The organism is Streptomyces sp. NPDC050743 (genome assembly GCF_044456925.1).
Classification (GTDB): domain Bacteria; phylum Actinomycetota; class Actinomycetes; order Streptomycetales; family Streptomycetaceae; genus Streptomyces.
Genome location: NZ_JBITGJ010000024.1, coordinates 19,114 through 34,783 on the forward strand (window position 1 = coordinate 19,114; position 15,670 = coordinate 34,783).

The 15,670-nt window shown below is 68.8% G+C and carries 10 protein-coding genes; 3 read left to right on the plus strand and 7 right to left on the minus strand.

Annotation, left to right across the window (positions count from 1 at the left end; all coding sequences use genetic code 11):
• Window positions 1-32 precede the first annotated feature (32 nt).
• Window positions 33-722, plus strand: a complete 690-nt coding sequence (locus tag ACIBJF_RS23155) for a TetR/AcrR family transcriptional regulator (RefSeq protein ID WP_399176259.1) — start codon at window positions 33-35, stop codon at window positions 720-722.
• Between the two features lie 7 nt (window positions 723-729).
• Here ACIBJF_RS23155 and ACIBJF_RS23160 read toward each other — a convergent pair whose 3' ends face one another.
• The 7 genes from ACIBJF_RS23160 to ACIBJF_RS23190 form a co-directional block, all read right to left on the minus strand.
• On the minus strand, window positions 730-1,089 hold the full coding sequence (locus ACIBJF_RS23160; RefSeq protein ID WP_351798422.1) for an isomerase: 360 nt from the start codon (window positions 1,087-1,089) through the stop codon (window positions 730-732).
• A 32-nt stretch (window positions 1,090-1,121) separates the two neighbouring features.
• Window positions 1,122-6,494 (minus strand): pullulanase-type alpha-1,6-glucosidase, encoded by a 5,373-nt coding sequence (gene pulA / locus ACIBJF_RS23165; protein WP_399176261.1) that lies wholly within the window; start codon window positions 6,492-6,494, stop codon window positions 1,122-1,124.
• A gap of 189 nt (window positions 6,495-6,683) precedes the next feature.
• On the minus strand, window positions 6,684-8,060 hold the full coding sequence (locus ACIBJF_RS23170) for an alpha-amylase family protein (RefSeq protein ID WP_399176263.1): 1,377 nt from the start codon (window positions 8,058-8,060) through the stop codon (window positions 6,684-6,686).
• Between the two features lie 155 nt (window positions 8,061-8,215).
• Window positions 8,216-9,898 (minus strand): glycoside hydrolase family 13 protein, encoded by a 1,683-nt coding sequence (locus ACIBJF_RS23175; protein ID WP_399176264.1) that lies wholly within the window; start codon window positions 9,896-9,898, stop codon window positions 8,216-8,218.
• 164 nt (window positions 9,899-10,062) lie between these two features.
• Window positions 10,063-10,968: a sugar ABC transporter permease gene (locus ACIBJF_RS23180; protein WP_399176266.1), complete on the minus strand. Its 906-nt coding sequence runs from the start codon at window positions 10,966-10,968 to the stop codon at window positions 10,063-10,065.
• Window positions 10,969-10,984: 16 nt separating this feature from the next.
• Complete coding sequence (locus tag ACIBJF_RS23185) at window positions 10,985-11,989, minus strand: carbohydrate ABC transporter permease (protein ID WP_399176267.1); 1,005 nt, start codon at window positions 11,987-11,989, stop codon at window positions 10,985-10,987.
• A 101-nt stretch (window positions 11,990-12,090) separates the two neighbouring features.
• Window positions 12,091-13,368, minus strand: a complete 1,278-nt coding sequence (locus ACIBJF_RS23190) for an extracellular solute-binding protein (RefSeq protein WP_351798406.1) — start codon at window positions 13,366-13,368, stop codon at window positions 12,091-12,093.
• A 308-nt stretch (window positions 13,369-13,676) separates the two neighbouring features.
• On the opposite strand from ACIBJF_RS23190, the gene ACIBJF_RS23195 reads away from it, so the two are divergent.
• Complete coding sequence (locus tag ACIBJF_RS23195; RefSeq protein WP_399176269.1) at window positions 13,677-14,711, plus strand: LacI family DNA-binding transcriptional regulator; 1,035 nt, start codon at window positions 13,677-13,679, stop codon at window positions 14,709-14,711.
• A 68-nt stretch (window positions 14,712-14,779) separates the two neighbouring features.
• On the plus strand, window positions 14,780-15,652 hold the full coding sequence (locus ACIBJF_RS23200; RefSeq protein ID WP_399176271.1) for a phosphatase PAP2 family protein: 873 nt from the start codon (window positions 14,780-14,782) through the stop codon (window positions 15,650-15,652).
• Window positions 15,653-15,670: the final 18 nt, after the last annotated feature.

The window sequence follows — 15,670 nt, forward strand, 5'->3', positions numbered from 1 at the left end:
CTGCGGCCGAATCCGATCGGTAAGGTGTTCGCATGAGTACCGGGGTTCGCCGCAGGATGGGTGTCGAGGAGCGGCGGCAGCAGTTGATCGGCGTCGCCCTCGACCTGTTCAGCCGACGCTCGCCCGACGAGGTCTCCATCGACGAGATAGCGTCGGCCGCGGGCATCTCACGCCCGCTCGTGTATCACTACTTCCCCGGCAAACTCAGCCTGTACGAGGCCGCGTTGAAGCGTGCCTCGGAGGATCTCGCGGGCCGCTTCGCCGAGCCGCACGAAGGCCCGCTCGGCGCGCGGCTGCTGCGGGTGATGGGCCGCTTCTTCGACTTCGTGGACGAACACGGCCCCGGTTTCTCTGCGTTGATGCGCGGCGGCCCGGCCGTGGGCTCCTCGGCCACCAACGCGCTCATCGACTCCGTGCGCCAGGCCGCGTACGAGCAGATTCTGTCGCACCTCGGCGTCACGGACGCGCCCCCGCGCCTGGAGCTGGTCGTGCGCTCCTGGATCTCGCTCGCCGAGTCCACGGCGCTGATCTGGCTGGACGGCCGGCGCATCCCGCGCGCCGAGCTGGAGGTCCAGCTGGTGCACGACTTCGCCGCGCTGGCCGCGGTCAGTGCCGCCTACGACGAGGGCATGGCGACCCTGCTGAAGGGGATGGTCGAGGACGAGCCGGCCGACGGCCCCTTCGCGGAGCTCGTCGGCCGGCTGACCGCCCTCGGTTCCTGAGCGTCCTCTAGCGCTCGAACTTCCGGTAGGAGGGGTCGAGGTCGCGGACCTCGGCGGAGGCGTGCAGGGTGACCCCGTCCTCCGGCTGCACGTACTTCCGGAGCAGGTCCAGCGTCGTCTCCGTGAGCCTCTCCTTCGTCTCGTCGCTGCGTCCGGCGAGGAGCCCGATGGTCACGTGGAAGATCGCGTGTCGCTCGGAGTCCTCGTAACCGAACGCCCGCCAGTCGCTGTACCGGAACAGCGTCTTGCACGCCTCGGGCCTGGCCGCGGCGATCTCGACGGTCGCCTCGTGCATCGCCCGCGCGAAGCCGTCCAGGTCGAAGTGGTCCTCGACCGGGGTCGAGTAGTCGACGGTGATCTGCGGCATGGGTGCTCCTGTTCTACGACGACGCCCCGACCCTACTTCGCCGCCCGCGCGAACACGGCCACGGTCCGCGCCGGGACGCTGAAGGTGCCCGAGCCGGCCGCGTACGAGGAGGTCTTCACCACCGGGTCGGCACCGGAGGCCTGCACCGGGTGCAGCCGGTAGGACGTCCCTGCCAGGTCACCGACCTTCTGCTCCTGCCGCTCCGGCGTGGCGTTGAAGACGACGATCAGGTCACCGAGCTTCATGGTGATGACCCCCGGGGTCTCGTCCTTCCCCGACAGCGGGAAGGACAGCTGGTCCTGCACCTGCCCGGCCGTACCGAGCGAGAACGCCTTCTCGGTGGTCCGGATCCTCAGCAGGTCCTGGTAGGCGGCGGAGGTGCCGGTGATCTGCTCGCAGCCCGCCTTGACGGTCGTGAGCAGCGGCTTGGCGTAGTCCCACTTGGACTGGTTGTCGGCCGCCATGGGCAGTCCGCGCCCGAAGCCGTTGCCGTCGGCGCAGTTCCAGTGGATGGCGTTGAACCAGTCCCCGCTGTCGAAGGAGTTGCGGTCCAGCGACTTCGAGCGCAGCAGGTCGGTGCCCGCCTGGGACAGCGCCGGCCCCTGTGACAGGGCGGCCGTGGCCATCGCCAGGACCTGCATCCGGGCCCGGTCGGAGGCGGAGGTGTCCTTCGGGAGCTTGTAGGCCAGGGCGTCGAACAGCGACTCGTTGTCGTGCGCGTCCACGTAGGCGAGGGCGTCGCCGGGCGCGTCCGCGTAGCCGGCGGGCGAGCCGTTGTAGTCGACCTCGGCTCCGGTGACCTCCTTGCCGTCGGTGTCCGTGAAGTGGTACTTCGCCAGGTTTCCGGTCAGGCCGATCTTGATCAGGTCCTGGTAGTGCAGGAGGCGCGCCTTCTGCTCCTGCTTCGTCCCGTTCGCCGTGGACGAGTTGGGGTCGGTGTACAGCCCGGACGCGAAGCCCTGGATGCCGGGGTCGGAGTCGAAGGGGCTGCCGCCGCGCACCGCGTCACGGGCACGGTCGGAGAAGGTGGCGATGCCGGTGCCGGCCATGTTCGCCTGGGTGGCCTGCACGAAGCGGGCGTCGTTCGCGACCTCGCCGAAGTTCCAGCCCTCGCCGTACAGGATGATCTTCTTGCCGTCGACGCCGTCCTTCTCCGGGGTCAGCGCGTCGAGGGCCTTGCGGACAGCGAGGATGTTGGCCTTCGGGTGGTGTCCCATGAGGTCGAAGCGGAACCCGTCGACCTTGTACTCCTTGGCCCAGGTGACGATCGAGTCCACGACCAGCTTGCCCATCATCGCGTTCTCGGGGGCGGTGTTGGAGCAGCAGGTGCTGTTGGCCACCGAGCCGTCGGCGAGCAGCCGCTGGTAGTAGCCGGGCACGATCCTGTCCAGCACGCTGGTGTCCGCCTGGCCGCTGGCCGCCGTGTGGTTGTAGACGACGTCCATGACGACCCGGAGGCCGTCCTCGTTCAGCGACTGCACCATCGTGCGGAACTGGACCGTACGGGCGGTGCCGTCCGGGTCGGTGGCGTACGAACCCTCGGGGACCGTGTAGTGGTACGGGTCGTAGCCCCAGTTGTAGGCGTCCTTCGCGGCGGTCTTCGCCACGCACTCCTGCTGCTTGTCGGAGTCGGCCGCGTAGGAGGCCAGGTCGCAGTCGGGACTCGCCTGGTCGGCCTTCTTCTCGGGGATGGTGGCGATGTCGAAGGCGGGCAGCAGGTGCACGTACGACGTGCCGGACTTCGCCAGCTCCTTCAGGTGCCTGGAGCCGTCGCTGCCCTTGTCGGCGAAGGCCAGGTAGGTGCCCTGGTCCTTCGCGGGGACCGTCTTGTCGGCGACGGAGAAGTCCCGGATGTGCAGCTCCTGGATCTGCGCGTCCTTCAGCGGTACGGCCTTGGGCTTGCGCAGGGCCGACCAGCCGCTCGGGGCGAGGGCCTTGTCGTTCAGGTCGACGACGAGGCTGCGCTCGGAGTTCGCGGTCAGGGCGACCGAGTAGGGGTCGGTGACCTTGTTGGTCACCATCTTGCGGACGCTGGGCGCCCAGACCCTGACGACGTACCGGTAGGGCTTGCCCTTCCAGGACGCCGGGCCGGTGACGGACCAGACGCCGGTCGTGTCGTCGCGGTGCATGGGGTGGGTGGAGCCGTCCAGCTCCAGCGCCACGCTCTGCGCGGTCGGCGCCCACACGGAGAGGGTGGGCTTGCCGTCGTGGAAGACAGGGCCGAGCGCAGCCTTGGTGGCGGCGGGGTACAGGTCGTCCAGCACGCCTGCGGTCTGCACGCCGGTCGCGGCCAGCACGGCTCCGTTGGCGGCCCGCTGGGAGGCGACCAGCTGGCCCTTGAGGGCCGCACGCACCCGGTCCCGGTCGCGCGGGTCGACGGACCAGGCGGTGTAGTCCTTCAGGTGCGGGAACCGCGCCTTCTGGGCGTCGGTCAGCGTGGTCTTCTCCAGCCGGATCCAGCGCTCGTCATCGCTGGTCAGTGCCCCGTCCTTGACGGCGATGGAGCCATCGAGGGAGTACAGCAGCTGGGTGGAGGCGGCGCCGTCCACGCCGCTCCAGGCGACCGTGTCCCGGTCGATCCAGATCGCCTTGGAGGTGCTCAGGTCGAGGGCGGCAGAGCTGCCCGCCGGCTGTGGCAGCAGGTACTTCTCCTGGCCGTTCAACAGCCACACCTCGTAGCCGCCCGCCTTGAGGTCCAGGGACTGGTCGGTGGGCAGGTCCTTCTCGTCGCCCTTGTGGACGATGTAGCTGAGGCTGGTGGCACCCGCGGTGAGCGGCACCTCGAAGACCGCGCCATAGGCATCAGTCTTCACCGGCTTCAGCGGGTTCGACCAGTCGGTGGGGTTCGCGGCGCCCGTCCAGACGTGCAGGCCCCAGCCGTCGTAGTTCCCGTCGGCGCGGTGGTAGTGGATGACCGCCTTGGTCGTGTCCTGCGCCGGATAGTCGGGCTTCTGCGTCAGTACGTCCGGCTTCCCCTGCTCGACCCAGACCTCACCCGTCTTGGTGACGTCGATGCTCCGGTCGGCGGAGACGTCCTTGTCGCCGTCCTTGTCGATGACCAGGAAGCCGACGTTCGAGGCGCCGGGCTTGAGCTTGACCCAGGCGAAGGCGCCGTAGGCGTCCCGGCCGGTGAAGGGGTGGCTGGCCGGCCAGTTCGTGGCCTCGCCGTCGGCGATGTCGCCCCAGGCGTACAGGCCCCAGTTGCCGTAGTCGCCGTCGGTGCGCTTGTAGTGGACGATCGCGTAGTCGCGGGATGAGGCCGTGGGGACCTCGGGCGCGGGCGGGGTGCCGGTGGTGCTGCTCGCCGTGGCGCTCGTGGTGTGCCCGGCCGAGTCGATCACGACGGCCTTGTAGCGCAGCGCGGTCCCGGCGGGTACGTCCTCGCCGAGGGTCTGGGTGACCTTGTACGGGGCGTGGTCGGCGGAGCCGAGCACCTGCCACGGGCCGTTTCCGACCTGGGCGGCGAAGACGACCCGGTTCAGCTGACCGCCGTCGACGTCGGCGCCGACCTCCACCGTGCCGGTGGCTCCGGCGGCCGGGGCCTTGAGGGTGACGGCCGGCTCGGTGGCGGGCTGGGCGAGGGTGCCGGTGGCCTTGTAGACGACGGCGGACTCGGCCGGGACGGTGACCGTGACCTTGCGGTCGCCGTCGGACGTCACGGAGCCGGTGGCGCCGTGGATACCCCGGTACGCCATGTCCGCGGAACCGGTGGCGAAGGTCGCCGTCTGCGCCGAGTCGGCGTTGTTGAGCGCGACGACGTACTCCTGGCCGGTCCTGGCGTCCGTGCGGGTGAAGGCGTAGACGCCGGCGCCGTCGGCCGCGTAGCGCTGGGTCTGCACTCCGTCGGTCAGGGCCGGGTTGGCCTTGCGGAGCCTGGACAGCTCGGCGATCTGCGTGTACAGCGGCGCGCCGGTGTCGTAGGAGTCGCTCGCGTGGGTGCGGTCGGTGCCGATCTCGTCGTCGTCCAGGTAGTCGGCGACCTTGGAGGCGAACATGGTCTGCCGGGCGTCCTTGTCACCGCCGGAGCCGGTGAAGCCCTGCTCGTCGCCGTAGTAGACGACCGGGTTGCCGCGGCTGAGGAACATCAGCTCGTTGGCGAGCTCGTCCTTCTTCAGGACCTCGGCGTCGGTCGCCTTCGGGTTGTCCTGCTTCAGGAAGTACCCGATCCGGCCCATGTCGTGGTTGCCGAGGAAGGTGACCTGCTCGTACGCGTTGGCCTTGTCGGTCGTGTACTTGTAGTCGTCGCCGAAGACGCTCGCCAGCTTCTGCGCGCTCGCGCCCTGGGAGGCGTAGGCGCGGGCCGCGTCCTGGAAGGGGAAGTCGAGGGTGGCGTCGAGGCGGCCCTGGGTGACGTACGGGGACGTGATGTTCGTGTCGGCGGAGTAGACCTCGCCGAACATGAAGAAGTTCTTCCGTCCGTGCGCCGCGGCGTACTTGTCGAGCGCGGTCGCCCACTGGGTCCAGAACGGCATGTCGACGTGCTTGACGGTGTCGATCCGGAAGCCGTCGACGGCGAAGTCCCTCACCCACCGCTCGTAGATCTTCTCCATGCCGTGGACGACCTCGGGACGCTCGGTCCACAGGTCGTCCAGGCCGGAGAAGTCGCCGTAGGTGGTGGACTCGCCGGCGTACGTCGAGTCGCCCCGGTTGTGGTACATCGTCGGGTCGTTGAGCCAGGACGGGACCTTGGACCGGCTGGTGACCTTCGGCGTGTACGGGAACGAGTCGCCGGAGACGGCCGGGAACCTCCGGCTGCCGTCCGCGTAGTCGGCGTCGTCGAAGGGCCTGCCGTCCTCGGTCAGATAGGGGAAGGCGCCCTTGGAGAGGTAGTCGTAGGACTTCTCCTGGTAGTCCACGACGTCGGCGGTGTGGTTGGTGATGACGTCGAAGAAGACCTTCATGCCCTTGGCGTGCGCCTTGGAGATGAGGGTCTTCAGGTCCTTGTTGGTACCGAAGTGCGGGTCGACCTGGGTGAAGTCGGTGATCCAGTAGCCGTGGTAGCCCGCGGAGACGTTGGCGCCGGTGCCCTGCACGGGCCTGTTCTTGAAGATCGGCGCCATCCAGATGGCGGTCGTGCCGAGGCCCTTGATGTAGTCGAGCCTCTTGGTCAGGCCCTTGAGGTCGCCACCCTGGTAGAAGCCCTTGTCGGTGGGGTCGTAGCCGGTGCTGAGCCGGGAGCCGGTCAGTCCGCCCTTGTCGTTGGACGCGTCACCGTTGGCGAAACGGTCCGGCATGACGAAGTAGAACTGCTCGCGGGTGTCGTCGTGCCGGGCGGATGCGGCGGCGAGCTTCGCGTCCGACGGAGGCGGGGGCGGGGTGGCCGCCTGCGCGGCCAGTGGCTGGATCAGGGCGGCGGCCAGGGCCACGGCGGTGACGGCTGCGGCCCGTTTCGCTCTCGGTATCACAGGCGGTAACTCCTAGCGAATGCGGCTCTCTTGGATCCCTTGGGTCCGACCCCGCGCGACCGTATCGCCGTCGAAAGGTTTACAGCAAGAGCCTTGAAACACATGGCAAGAGGTTTCAGCGTCAAACCTCGACGGGCCGGGGCCCGGTCGCCGCGCTACGGCGGCGACCGGGGCTTCAGCGGTCGCAGTTCAGCAACTCGGCTTTCCCGCATAGATCGCCAGCGCGGTGTTGCTGCCCAGGGTGGCGGTGAACTGCCCACTGGAGTTCACCGTCACCGTCGTGTTGTTCTGCACGTTGCAGTACGTGCCCGCGGGCAGCGAGGTCTGGTACGTGCGGGTCTGGGAGGAGGACTCGTGGTTGATGGCCACGTACCCCTTGCTGCCTCGGCCGAAGGCGATCCAGTTGTTGCCGTTGTCCCACCAGTTGGTCACCGACTGGCCGCGGGTCGCGTTGCGGAAGGCGACCATGCGGATGATCTCCGGCCAGGCGTGCTGGCACTTCCAGCCGTCCTGCCAGCAGGCGCTCACCTGGCCGCCGTTGGGCGGACCGGCGTCCGCGTCGGACCACTCGTAGCCGGAGTTGATGTCGGGGGCGCCGTAGGGCCAGGCGAGCATGAAGACGTTGGCCAGGGTGTAGTTGGCGCCGTCCTTGTAGTTCAGGGTGCTGCCGTTGCGCTCGGTGTCGTGGTTGTCGACGAAGACGCCGGCCACCGAGCTGCCGAGGTAGCCCCAGCCCTCGCCGAAGTTGGTGAGGTAGGCCAGTTTCTCGTTGTTGAAGACGCGCTTGAGGTCGTAGGCGTAGCGGAACTCCTGGACGTCCCCGTTGCCGGTGTACTCGGAGGGCTGGACGGCCTCGTTCGCCCCGTAGATGACCTCCTGCTTCCAGTAGACGGAGGGGTTGGTGAGGCGGGACTTGATGTTGGCCAGGTCGTCCGCCGGGATGTGCTTGGCCGCGTCGATGCGGAAGCCGTCGGCGCCCAGGGAGAGCAGGTCGTTCATGTAGCCGGCGATGGTCTTGCGGACGTACTCCTCGCCGGTGTCCAGGTCGGCGAGGCCGACCAGTTCGCAGTGCTGGACGTTCCAGCGGTCCTGGTAGTTGGTGACCGGGGACATGCAGTCGTCGAAGTCGTAGACCGAATACAGGCCGGGGTAGCCGTACTTCGTGTACGACGAGCCGCCGGTGCCGGTGCCGCTGCCCGCCGACATGTGGTTGACGACGGTGTCGACGACCACCTTCAGGCCGGCCGCGTGACAGGTGTCGATCATGTTCTTGAAGGACGTGCGGTCGCCGAGGCGGCCCGCGATCTTGTACGACACCGGCTGGTACGACGTCCACCACTGCGAGCCCTGTATGTGCTCGGCGGGCGGGGAGACCTGGACGTAGCCGTAGCCGGCCGGGCCGAGGGTGGTGGTGCACTCCCGGGCCACCGAGGCGTAGTTCCACTCGAACATGACGGCGGTGACGTCCTTGGTACCGGGCGGGGAGGCCACCGCGGTGGTCGGGTTCATGCCAACCATGAGGGCGGCTGCGAGGGCGAGCGCCGCGGGGAGGGTTCTGCGTGCCATGTGGGGGTCCTTCGTCCTTGAAGGCTGGGGAAAGACCGCTGAAGGCGCTTGCTGCAATGTTTCAGCAAGCTTGCGGTGACGCAGATGTTAAAGGCCCGCTGCCTGAAAGACAGCGGGCCGTTGTGAAGTTGATGCAAGAACTTTCAGAAGGGCCGTCAGGCCACGGTCGTCCACCACACCGTGGTGTCCGCCGGCACCTTCGTCTCGCCCCCGGCCTCGGTCACCTCACCGCTGGCGAGCAGGACCCGGCCGTAGGACGGGGCCGTCACGGACTCGCCGGTCGTGTTGGTGACGCACACGAACTCGCCCCGCCGGAAGGCCAGGACGCCCTCGGGGGCGCGCAGCCACTCCACCGCTTCGCCCGCGCCCAGGTCGGACTGCGTCCGGCGGACGGCCAGGGCCGTGCGGTACAGCTCCAGCGTCGAGCCGGGGACACCGGTCTGCGCCTCCACGCTCAGCTCGCCCCAGCTCGCCGGCTGCGGAAGCCAGCTGCCGCCGCTGCCGAAGCCGTACGACGACCCCGTACGGGTCCACGGGATCGGCACCCGGCAGCCGTCGCGGAAGCCGTCCTGGCCGGCGCCACGGAAGTATGCCGGGTCCTGGCGCACCTCGTCGGGCAGGTCGACGACGTCCGGCAGGCCCAGTTCCTCGCCCTGGTAGATGTACGCCGAGCCGGGGAGCGCGAGCATGAGGAGGGTGGCGGCGCGGGCCCGGCGCAGGCCCAGTTCGCGGTCGCCCGCCGTGCGGATCTGGGTGCCCAGGCCCGGGGGGTTGGCGAAACGGGTGGCGTGCCGGGTGACGTCGTGGTTGGACAGCACCCAGGTGGCGGGGGCGCCCACCGGGCGCATGGCCTCCAGGGTGCGGTCGATGACCGTGCGGAGCTCCTTCGCGTCCCATTCCGCGCTGAGGTACTGGAAGTTGAAGGCCTGGTGCAGCTCGTCCGGGCGGACGTAGTTGGCGGTGCGCTCGACGGTCGGGGTCCAGGCCTCGGCCACGAAGATGCGCTCGCCCGCGTACTCGTCGAGGATCAGGCGCCACTGGCGGTAGATCGCGTGGACGCCGTCCTGGTCGAAGAACGGCATGACATCGTTGCCCAGCAGCTTGAGCTGGTCGTGGGAGCCGAGGTCGGGCAGGCCGTCGGCCTTGACCAGGCCGTGGGCCACGTCGATGCGGAAGCCGTCCACGCCCATGTCCAGCCAGAAGCGCAGGATGGAGCGGAACTCGTCGCCGACGGCCGGGTGCTGCCAGTTGAAGTCGGGCTGCTCGGGCGCGAAGAGGTGCAGGTACCACTCCCCGTCGGCCACCCGGGTCCAGGCCGGGCCGCCGAAGATGGACTCCCAGTCGTTGGGCGGGAGTTCGCCGTTCTTCCCCTTGCCGGGGCGGAAGTGGTAGCGCTCGCGCAGCGGGGAGCCGGGGCCCTCGGCGAGGGCGCGCTTGAACCACTCGTGCTGGTCGGAGGAGTGGTTCGGCACGAGGTCGACGATGATCCTGAGGCCCAGCTCGTGGGCGTCGCGGATCAGCGCGTCGGCGTCGAGCAGGTTGCCGAACATCGGGTCGACGGCACGGTAGTCGGCGACGTCGTAGCCCGCGTCGGCCTGCGGGGAGGCGTAGAAGGGGCTGAGCCACACGGCGTCGACGCCCAGGTCGCGCAGGTACGGCAGGCGGGAGCGTACGCCTTCCAGGTCGCCCATGCCGTCGCCGTTGCTGTCGGCGAAGCTGCGCGGATAGACCTGGTAGATGACCGCGTCCCGCCACCAGTCGCGGCGGCGGTCGGCGACGGCTGCGACGGTTGCGGCGGTGGAGTGGTGGGCCGGTGCGGCAGGGTGCTGCTGGCTCATGGCGTCCTTGGTCTGTAACGGAGTTCGGTTCATGGGCGCGTGGGTGCGGCGGCGGATGCGGGTGACCGGGGGTGCGAGGCGGCCGCGGTGACAGCGGGGTCGGATGGACACCGCGGCCGCCTACCCGCGCGGTGAGGCGCGCGGGAGTCCCGGGGGTCGGGGCGTCAGCCCTTGGTGCCGCCTGCGGTGAGGCCGGTCACGAGGTTCTTCTGCACGAGGTAGAAGAACACCGACACGGGTATCGCGATCAGCACCGCGGTGGCGGCCATGTAGTTCCACTGGGCGTCGTGCTCGCTGACGAACGTCTGCAGACCGACAGCGAAGGTGTACTTGGAGTCGTCCAGCATGAAGGTCGTCGCGAAGGCGACCTCGCCGACCGCGGTGATGAAGTTGTAGAAGGCGGCGACGGCGAGGCCCGGGCGGGCCAGCGGCAGGATCAGCCGGAAGAAGGTGCCGAAGGGGCTCAGTCCGTCGACGCGTCCGGCCTCGTCGATCTCGAAGGGGATGGTGTCGAAGTACCCCTTGAGCAGCCAGGCGCTGTACGGCACGGCGGTGGTGCAGTTGATGACGATCAGCGCCCAGTAGGTGTCGATGAGATCGAGCTGGCTGAAGATCTCGTACATCGGCACGATGAGGATGGCGATCGGGAAGGCCTGGGTGAGCAGCAGGACCCACATCAGCTGCTTGTAGCCGGGAAAGCGCATCCGGGAGACCGCGTAGCCGGTGGTGGCGGCGACGAAGACGCCGATCAGGGTGGTGCCGCCGGCCACGATCATCGTCGACTTGAACCAGTCGAAGAAGCCGGTGTGCTCCAGCACGAAGCTGTAGTTGGAGAAGCTGAGCTTGCCCAGGATCTTGCCCGGGTGCAGGTAGTCGTCCTTCTCGGGGCCGAGCGACAGGAAGATCAGCCAGGCCACCGGGGCGAGCGCGATCAGGCTCGCCACGGCGAGACCGCCGTGCAGGAGGGCGGCGCCGACCGGGCCGCGTTCGCCGCGCCGGGGGGTCCGGCGCCGGGGCTGCGCGGCGGGGACCGGCCCGGCCTCGGTCTTTTCGAGGGTCGTGGTGCTCATGGCGGCTCCTGCGGCGTCAGACGGCGAGCTGGTCATTGCGCTTCAGCCAGCGGAAGTAGAAGGAGGTGAAGACGGTGATGATCGACAGCAGCAGTACGCCGTACGCGGCGGACTGGGCGAAGTCGCGCGGCTGCTGTCCGAAGCCCAGGAAGTAGGCCCAGGTGACGAGGATCTGGGCGTCCGGGGCGCTGGTCGGGCCGAACAGCAGGAAGATGATGGCGAACTGGTTGAAGGTCCAGATGATGCCGAGGAGGACGACGGTGGAGCTGACGGACCTCAGCCCCGGCAGGGTGACGTGCCTGAAGCGCTGCCAGGCGCTGGCGCCGTCCATCTCCGCGGCCTCGTAGAGCGAGGAGTCGATGGACTGCAGTCCGCCGAGCAGCGAGAGCATCATGAACGGCACACCGCACCAGGTGTTGACCATGATCGCGGCGAACCGCTGCCAGAAGGTGTCCTCCAGCCACTGCGGCTGGGGCAGGTGGACGGCGTGCAGGATCTGGTTGATCACTCCGGAGTCGGAGAGCATGATCCGCCAGGAGAAGACGGTGACGAAGGTCGGCACGGCCCAGGGCAGGACCAGCAGGACCCGGTAGAAGGTGCGGCCGCGCAGCTTCTCGTTGAGCATGAGCGCGAGGACCAGGCCGATGGTGTAGTGCAGGGCCACACAGGCGGCCGTCCACACCACGGTCCACAGGAAGTGCGACCAGAACCGGTCGTACGACAACGGGCCGAACAGGATGTCCTTGTAGTTGCCGAACCCGATGAACTTGTAGCTGGCCGGGATGTGGTTGACGCCGATCGTGCGCGCCGAGTTGAGGCTGTTGGCGTCGGTGAGGGTGAGGTAGACACCGCGGATCAGCGGGTAGCCCACGATCACGGCGAGCACGACGACCACCGGGGCGATCATCGCGTAGGCGTACCAGTACCTCTGGTACCCGTTCTTGATGCGCTGCCCCAGCCCGGGCCGAGGCGCGCGGTCACCGCGGCGCTTGCCGGTCGCGCGGTCGATGGCGACTGTCATGGTTCGACACCTTCAAAACGATCAGGGGTTGGGCCGGGCACAGGGCAGTGGCCGCCGGATCCTTCCCCTCCTGACGAGAGGATCCGACGGCCACCCGGGCGTCACTTGCTGAAGTCGGGCACCAGCTTGGCGATGGCGACCTCGGCGTTGCTCAGGCCCTTGTCCAGCGACTCCTTGCCGCCGGCGATCTTCGGCAGCTCGGTGTCGAGCGGACCCCACAGGCTGCTGTACTCGGGCAGCGCCGGGCGGGGCTGGGCGGCGGGCAGGACGGCCTGGTAGCCGGCGATGCCCGGGTCGGCCTTGACCTGCGCGGTGTAGGCGTCCTCACGGGTGGGCAGGGTGGAGTTCTTCAGGGCGATGGTCTCCTGGGAGGCCGCCGAGGTCATGAACTTCACGAACTTCAGCGCCGCCTCCTGGTGGGACTTGTCCGAGCCGGCGTAGACCGCGAGGTTGTGGCCGCCGGTCGGGGCGCCCGCCTTGCCGCTGGAGCCGGCCGGGACGGTGGCGATGCCGAGGTTGGACTTGTCCTTGAAGGCGCTGCCCTTGTAGAAGTTCGTGATCTCCCAGGGACCCTGGATGATCGCGGCGACCTTGCCGTTGACGAACGCGTCCTGGATGTGGGCGTAGGCGTCGGCGGTGGTGTCGGCCTTGTGCAGGCCCTTGCCGGAGAACGTGCTCAGCCAGGTGCCGTAGGCCTTCTTCGCGGCGGCCGAGTCGACGGTGATCTTCTTGGCGGAGGCGTCGACGGTGTCGGTGCCCTCGCCGTAGAGGAAGGACTGCGCGTAGTAGGCCTGGGTGGAGCCCCAGTAGCCGAACTGGCCGGTCTTGGCCTGAACCTTGGCGGCGTCGGACTTCAGCTCGTCCCAGGTCTTGGGGGCCTCGGTGATGCCGGCCTTCTTGAACAGGGCCTTGTTGTAGACGAGGGCCAGGGTGTCGGTGACCAGCGGCACGCCGTAGGTCTTGCCCTGGTACTGGGCCTGCTTGATCAGGCTCGGCTGGAACTTGGCCTGGTCGGCGAGGGCCTCGGTACCGTCCAGCGGCAGGAAGTAGCCCTTCTTCGCGAAGGCCGGGGTCCAGCCGACCTCGGAGCGCAGCACGTCCGGGGCACCCTTGGAGCCGGCCGCGGTGTCGAACTTGTTCTGCGCCTGGTCGAAGGGGACGTTGACGTACTTGACCTTGATGTTCTTGTTGGCAGCCTCGAACTGCTTGATCAGGGCCTGGTACGTCGGCGCCTCGTTCGTGGCGTTGGAGGTGTCCCACCAGGTGATGGTCACCGGGCCGTCCGACTTACCGCTGTCGCTGCTGCTCCCGCCGCCGCAGGCCGTCGCCGCGAGGGCGAGGGACGCCACCAGCGCGGAGGCCGCTATGCCACGCCGCATGAGTTCTCCTTGAGGTTTAGCCCGTGTGATGCCGACTGCGCCGTTGCGGCCGCCGAGCGACCAGGAACGTAACAGCGTTGTAAGCGTTGCGAAAGACCTTGCAGAAAAAAAGTGCAAGGGAACACGATGGTTACCCTGTCGTTACCGCTCAGCGGAGAGACGACACGTGTGCAAGACTCTGCAAACTCTTGCCGCCACCAACTCGAGGGAGCCCGATGAGGCAGCAACCCAGGGCGGGCCGTCCGGCCGCTCGTGCACGGCGTCCCGTCGGTGTGCAAGGCGACATACGACCGGTACAGTCCAGTGCCGTGACCACACGGCTTGCCGACATCGCTGCGCAGGCGGGGGTGAGCGAAGCGACCGTCAGCCGGGTCCTCAACGGGAAGCCGGGGGTCGCCGCCACCACCCGCCAGTCCGTGCTGGCCGCGCTGGACGTGCTGGGCTACGAGCGCCCGGTGCGGCTGCGGCAGCGCAGCGAGGGGCTGGTCGGTCTGATCACGCCGGAGCTGGAGAACCCGATATTCCCGGCGCTGGCCCAGGTCATCGGCCAGGCGCTGACGCGTCAGGGCTACACGCCGGTGCTGGCCACGCAGACCCCGGGCGGCTCGACCGAGGACGAGCTGACCGAGATGCTGGTGGACCGCGGGGTCGCCGGGATCATCTACGTCTCCGGGCTGCACGCCGACACCACCGCCGACATGCAGCGCTATGAGCGGCTGCGGGCGCAGGGCGTGCCGTTCGTGCTGGTGGACGGTTTCTCGCCGAAGGTGCAGGCGCCGTTCATCTCCCCCGACGACCGGGCCGCGATGACCCTCGCGGTGACCCACCTGGCGTCGCTCGGGCACACCCGGATCGGGCTCGCGCTCGGGCCGAAGCGGTTCGTGCCGGTGCAGCGCAAGATCGAGGGCTTCGTGCGGGCCGTGCAGGACCAGTTGGGGCTCGCCGCCGAGACGATCGAGACCGAGCTGATCCAGCACTCGCTGTACACGCTGGAGGGTGGTCAGGCGGCGGCGACCGCGCTGATCGAGCGGGACTGCACGGCCGTGGTGTGCGCCAGCGACATGATGGCGCTCGGTGCGATAAGGGCGGCCCGGCAGCGGGGTCTGGAAGTGCCCCGGGACGTGTCGGTGGTGGGCTTCGACGACTCCCCGCTGATCGCCTTCACCGACCCGCCGCTGACCACGGTCCGCAAGCCGGTGCCGGCGATGGGCCAGGCCGCGGTGCGCACGTTGCTGGAGGAGATCGGCGGGACGCCCGCGCCGCACAGCGAGTTCGTGTTCATGCCGGAGTTGGTGGTGCGCGGTTCGACCGCTTCGGCGCCGAATGTCGTCCGTGCGTCGTAGAAGGTGCGTGGCGGACCCGACCTTGGGATGATCGGTCGAAGGACCCTTTTCTGGCAGACTTGATGCCTATGAGTGACTCGACCGTGACGCAGTCGGAAGGTCGCGAGGAGGTGGCCGTTCCGCAGGCCGTCACAGGTGAGGACAGGCGAGGTGTGCGGGGTCTCGCCGGCCGGCTGCGGCGCCCGCGCCGGCCCCGGCTCTGGTTCGAGGTCCTTCTGATCGCGGTGAGTTACTGGACGTACTCACTGATCCGCAACGCCGTCCCGGAGCAGCGGGGCAAGGCGCTGCGCAACGCCGACTGGATCTGGCGGGTCGAGCACCACCTGGGCGTCGCCGTCGAGCAGTCCGTCAACCACGCCGTGAACTCGGCGACTTGGCTGATCATCGGCATGAACTACTACTACGCCACACTGCACTTCGTCATCACGATCGGCGTCCTGGTGTGGCTGTACCGGTGGCATCCCGGCCGCTATGCGGCGGCCCGGCTGGTGCTGTTCGCGACGACGGGTGTGGCCCTGCTCGGTTACTATCTGTTCCCGCTCGCGCCCCCTCGGTTGATGCGCGGCGGGCACTTCGTGGACACCGTGATGGTGCACCACACATGGGGCTCGATGGCCTCCGGCGATCTGAAGGACATGTCGAACCAGTACGCGGCGATGCCGTCGATGCACATCGGCTGGTCGCTGTGGTGCGGACTGACGATCTTCGCGCTGGCGTCCGTGCCGTGGGTGCGGGTGCTGGGCCTGCTCTACCCGGCGGCCACCCTGCTGGTCATCGTTGCCACGGCCAACCACTTCTGGCTGGACGCCGTGGGCGGCATGCTCTGCCTGGCCTTCGGGTTCACGGTGGCGCGGGTGTGGTACGGCACGCTGCCGTACGCCCTGCCCCGGGTGGTGCCGGTCCGCAAGCGCGAGCCGGAAGGGGCGGCGGCCCGGGCCTGAGCGCCCGGGCCCCCACCG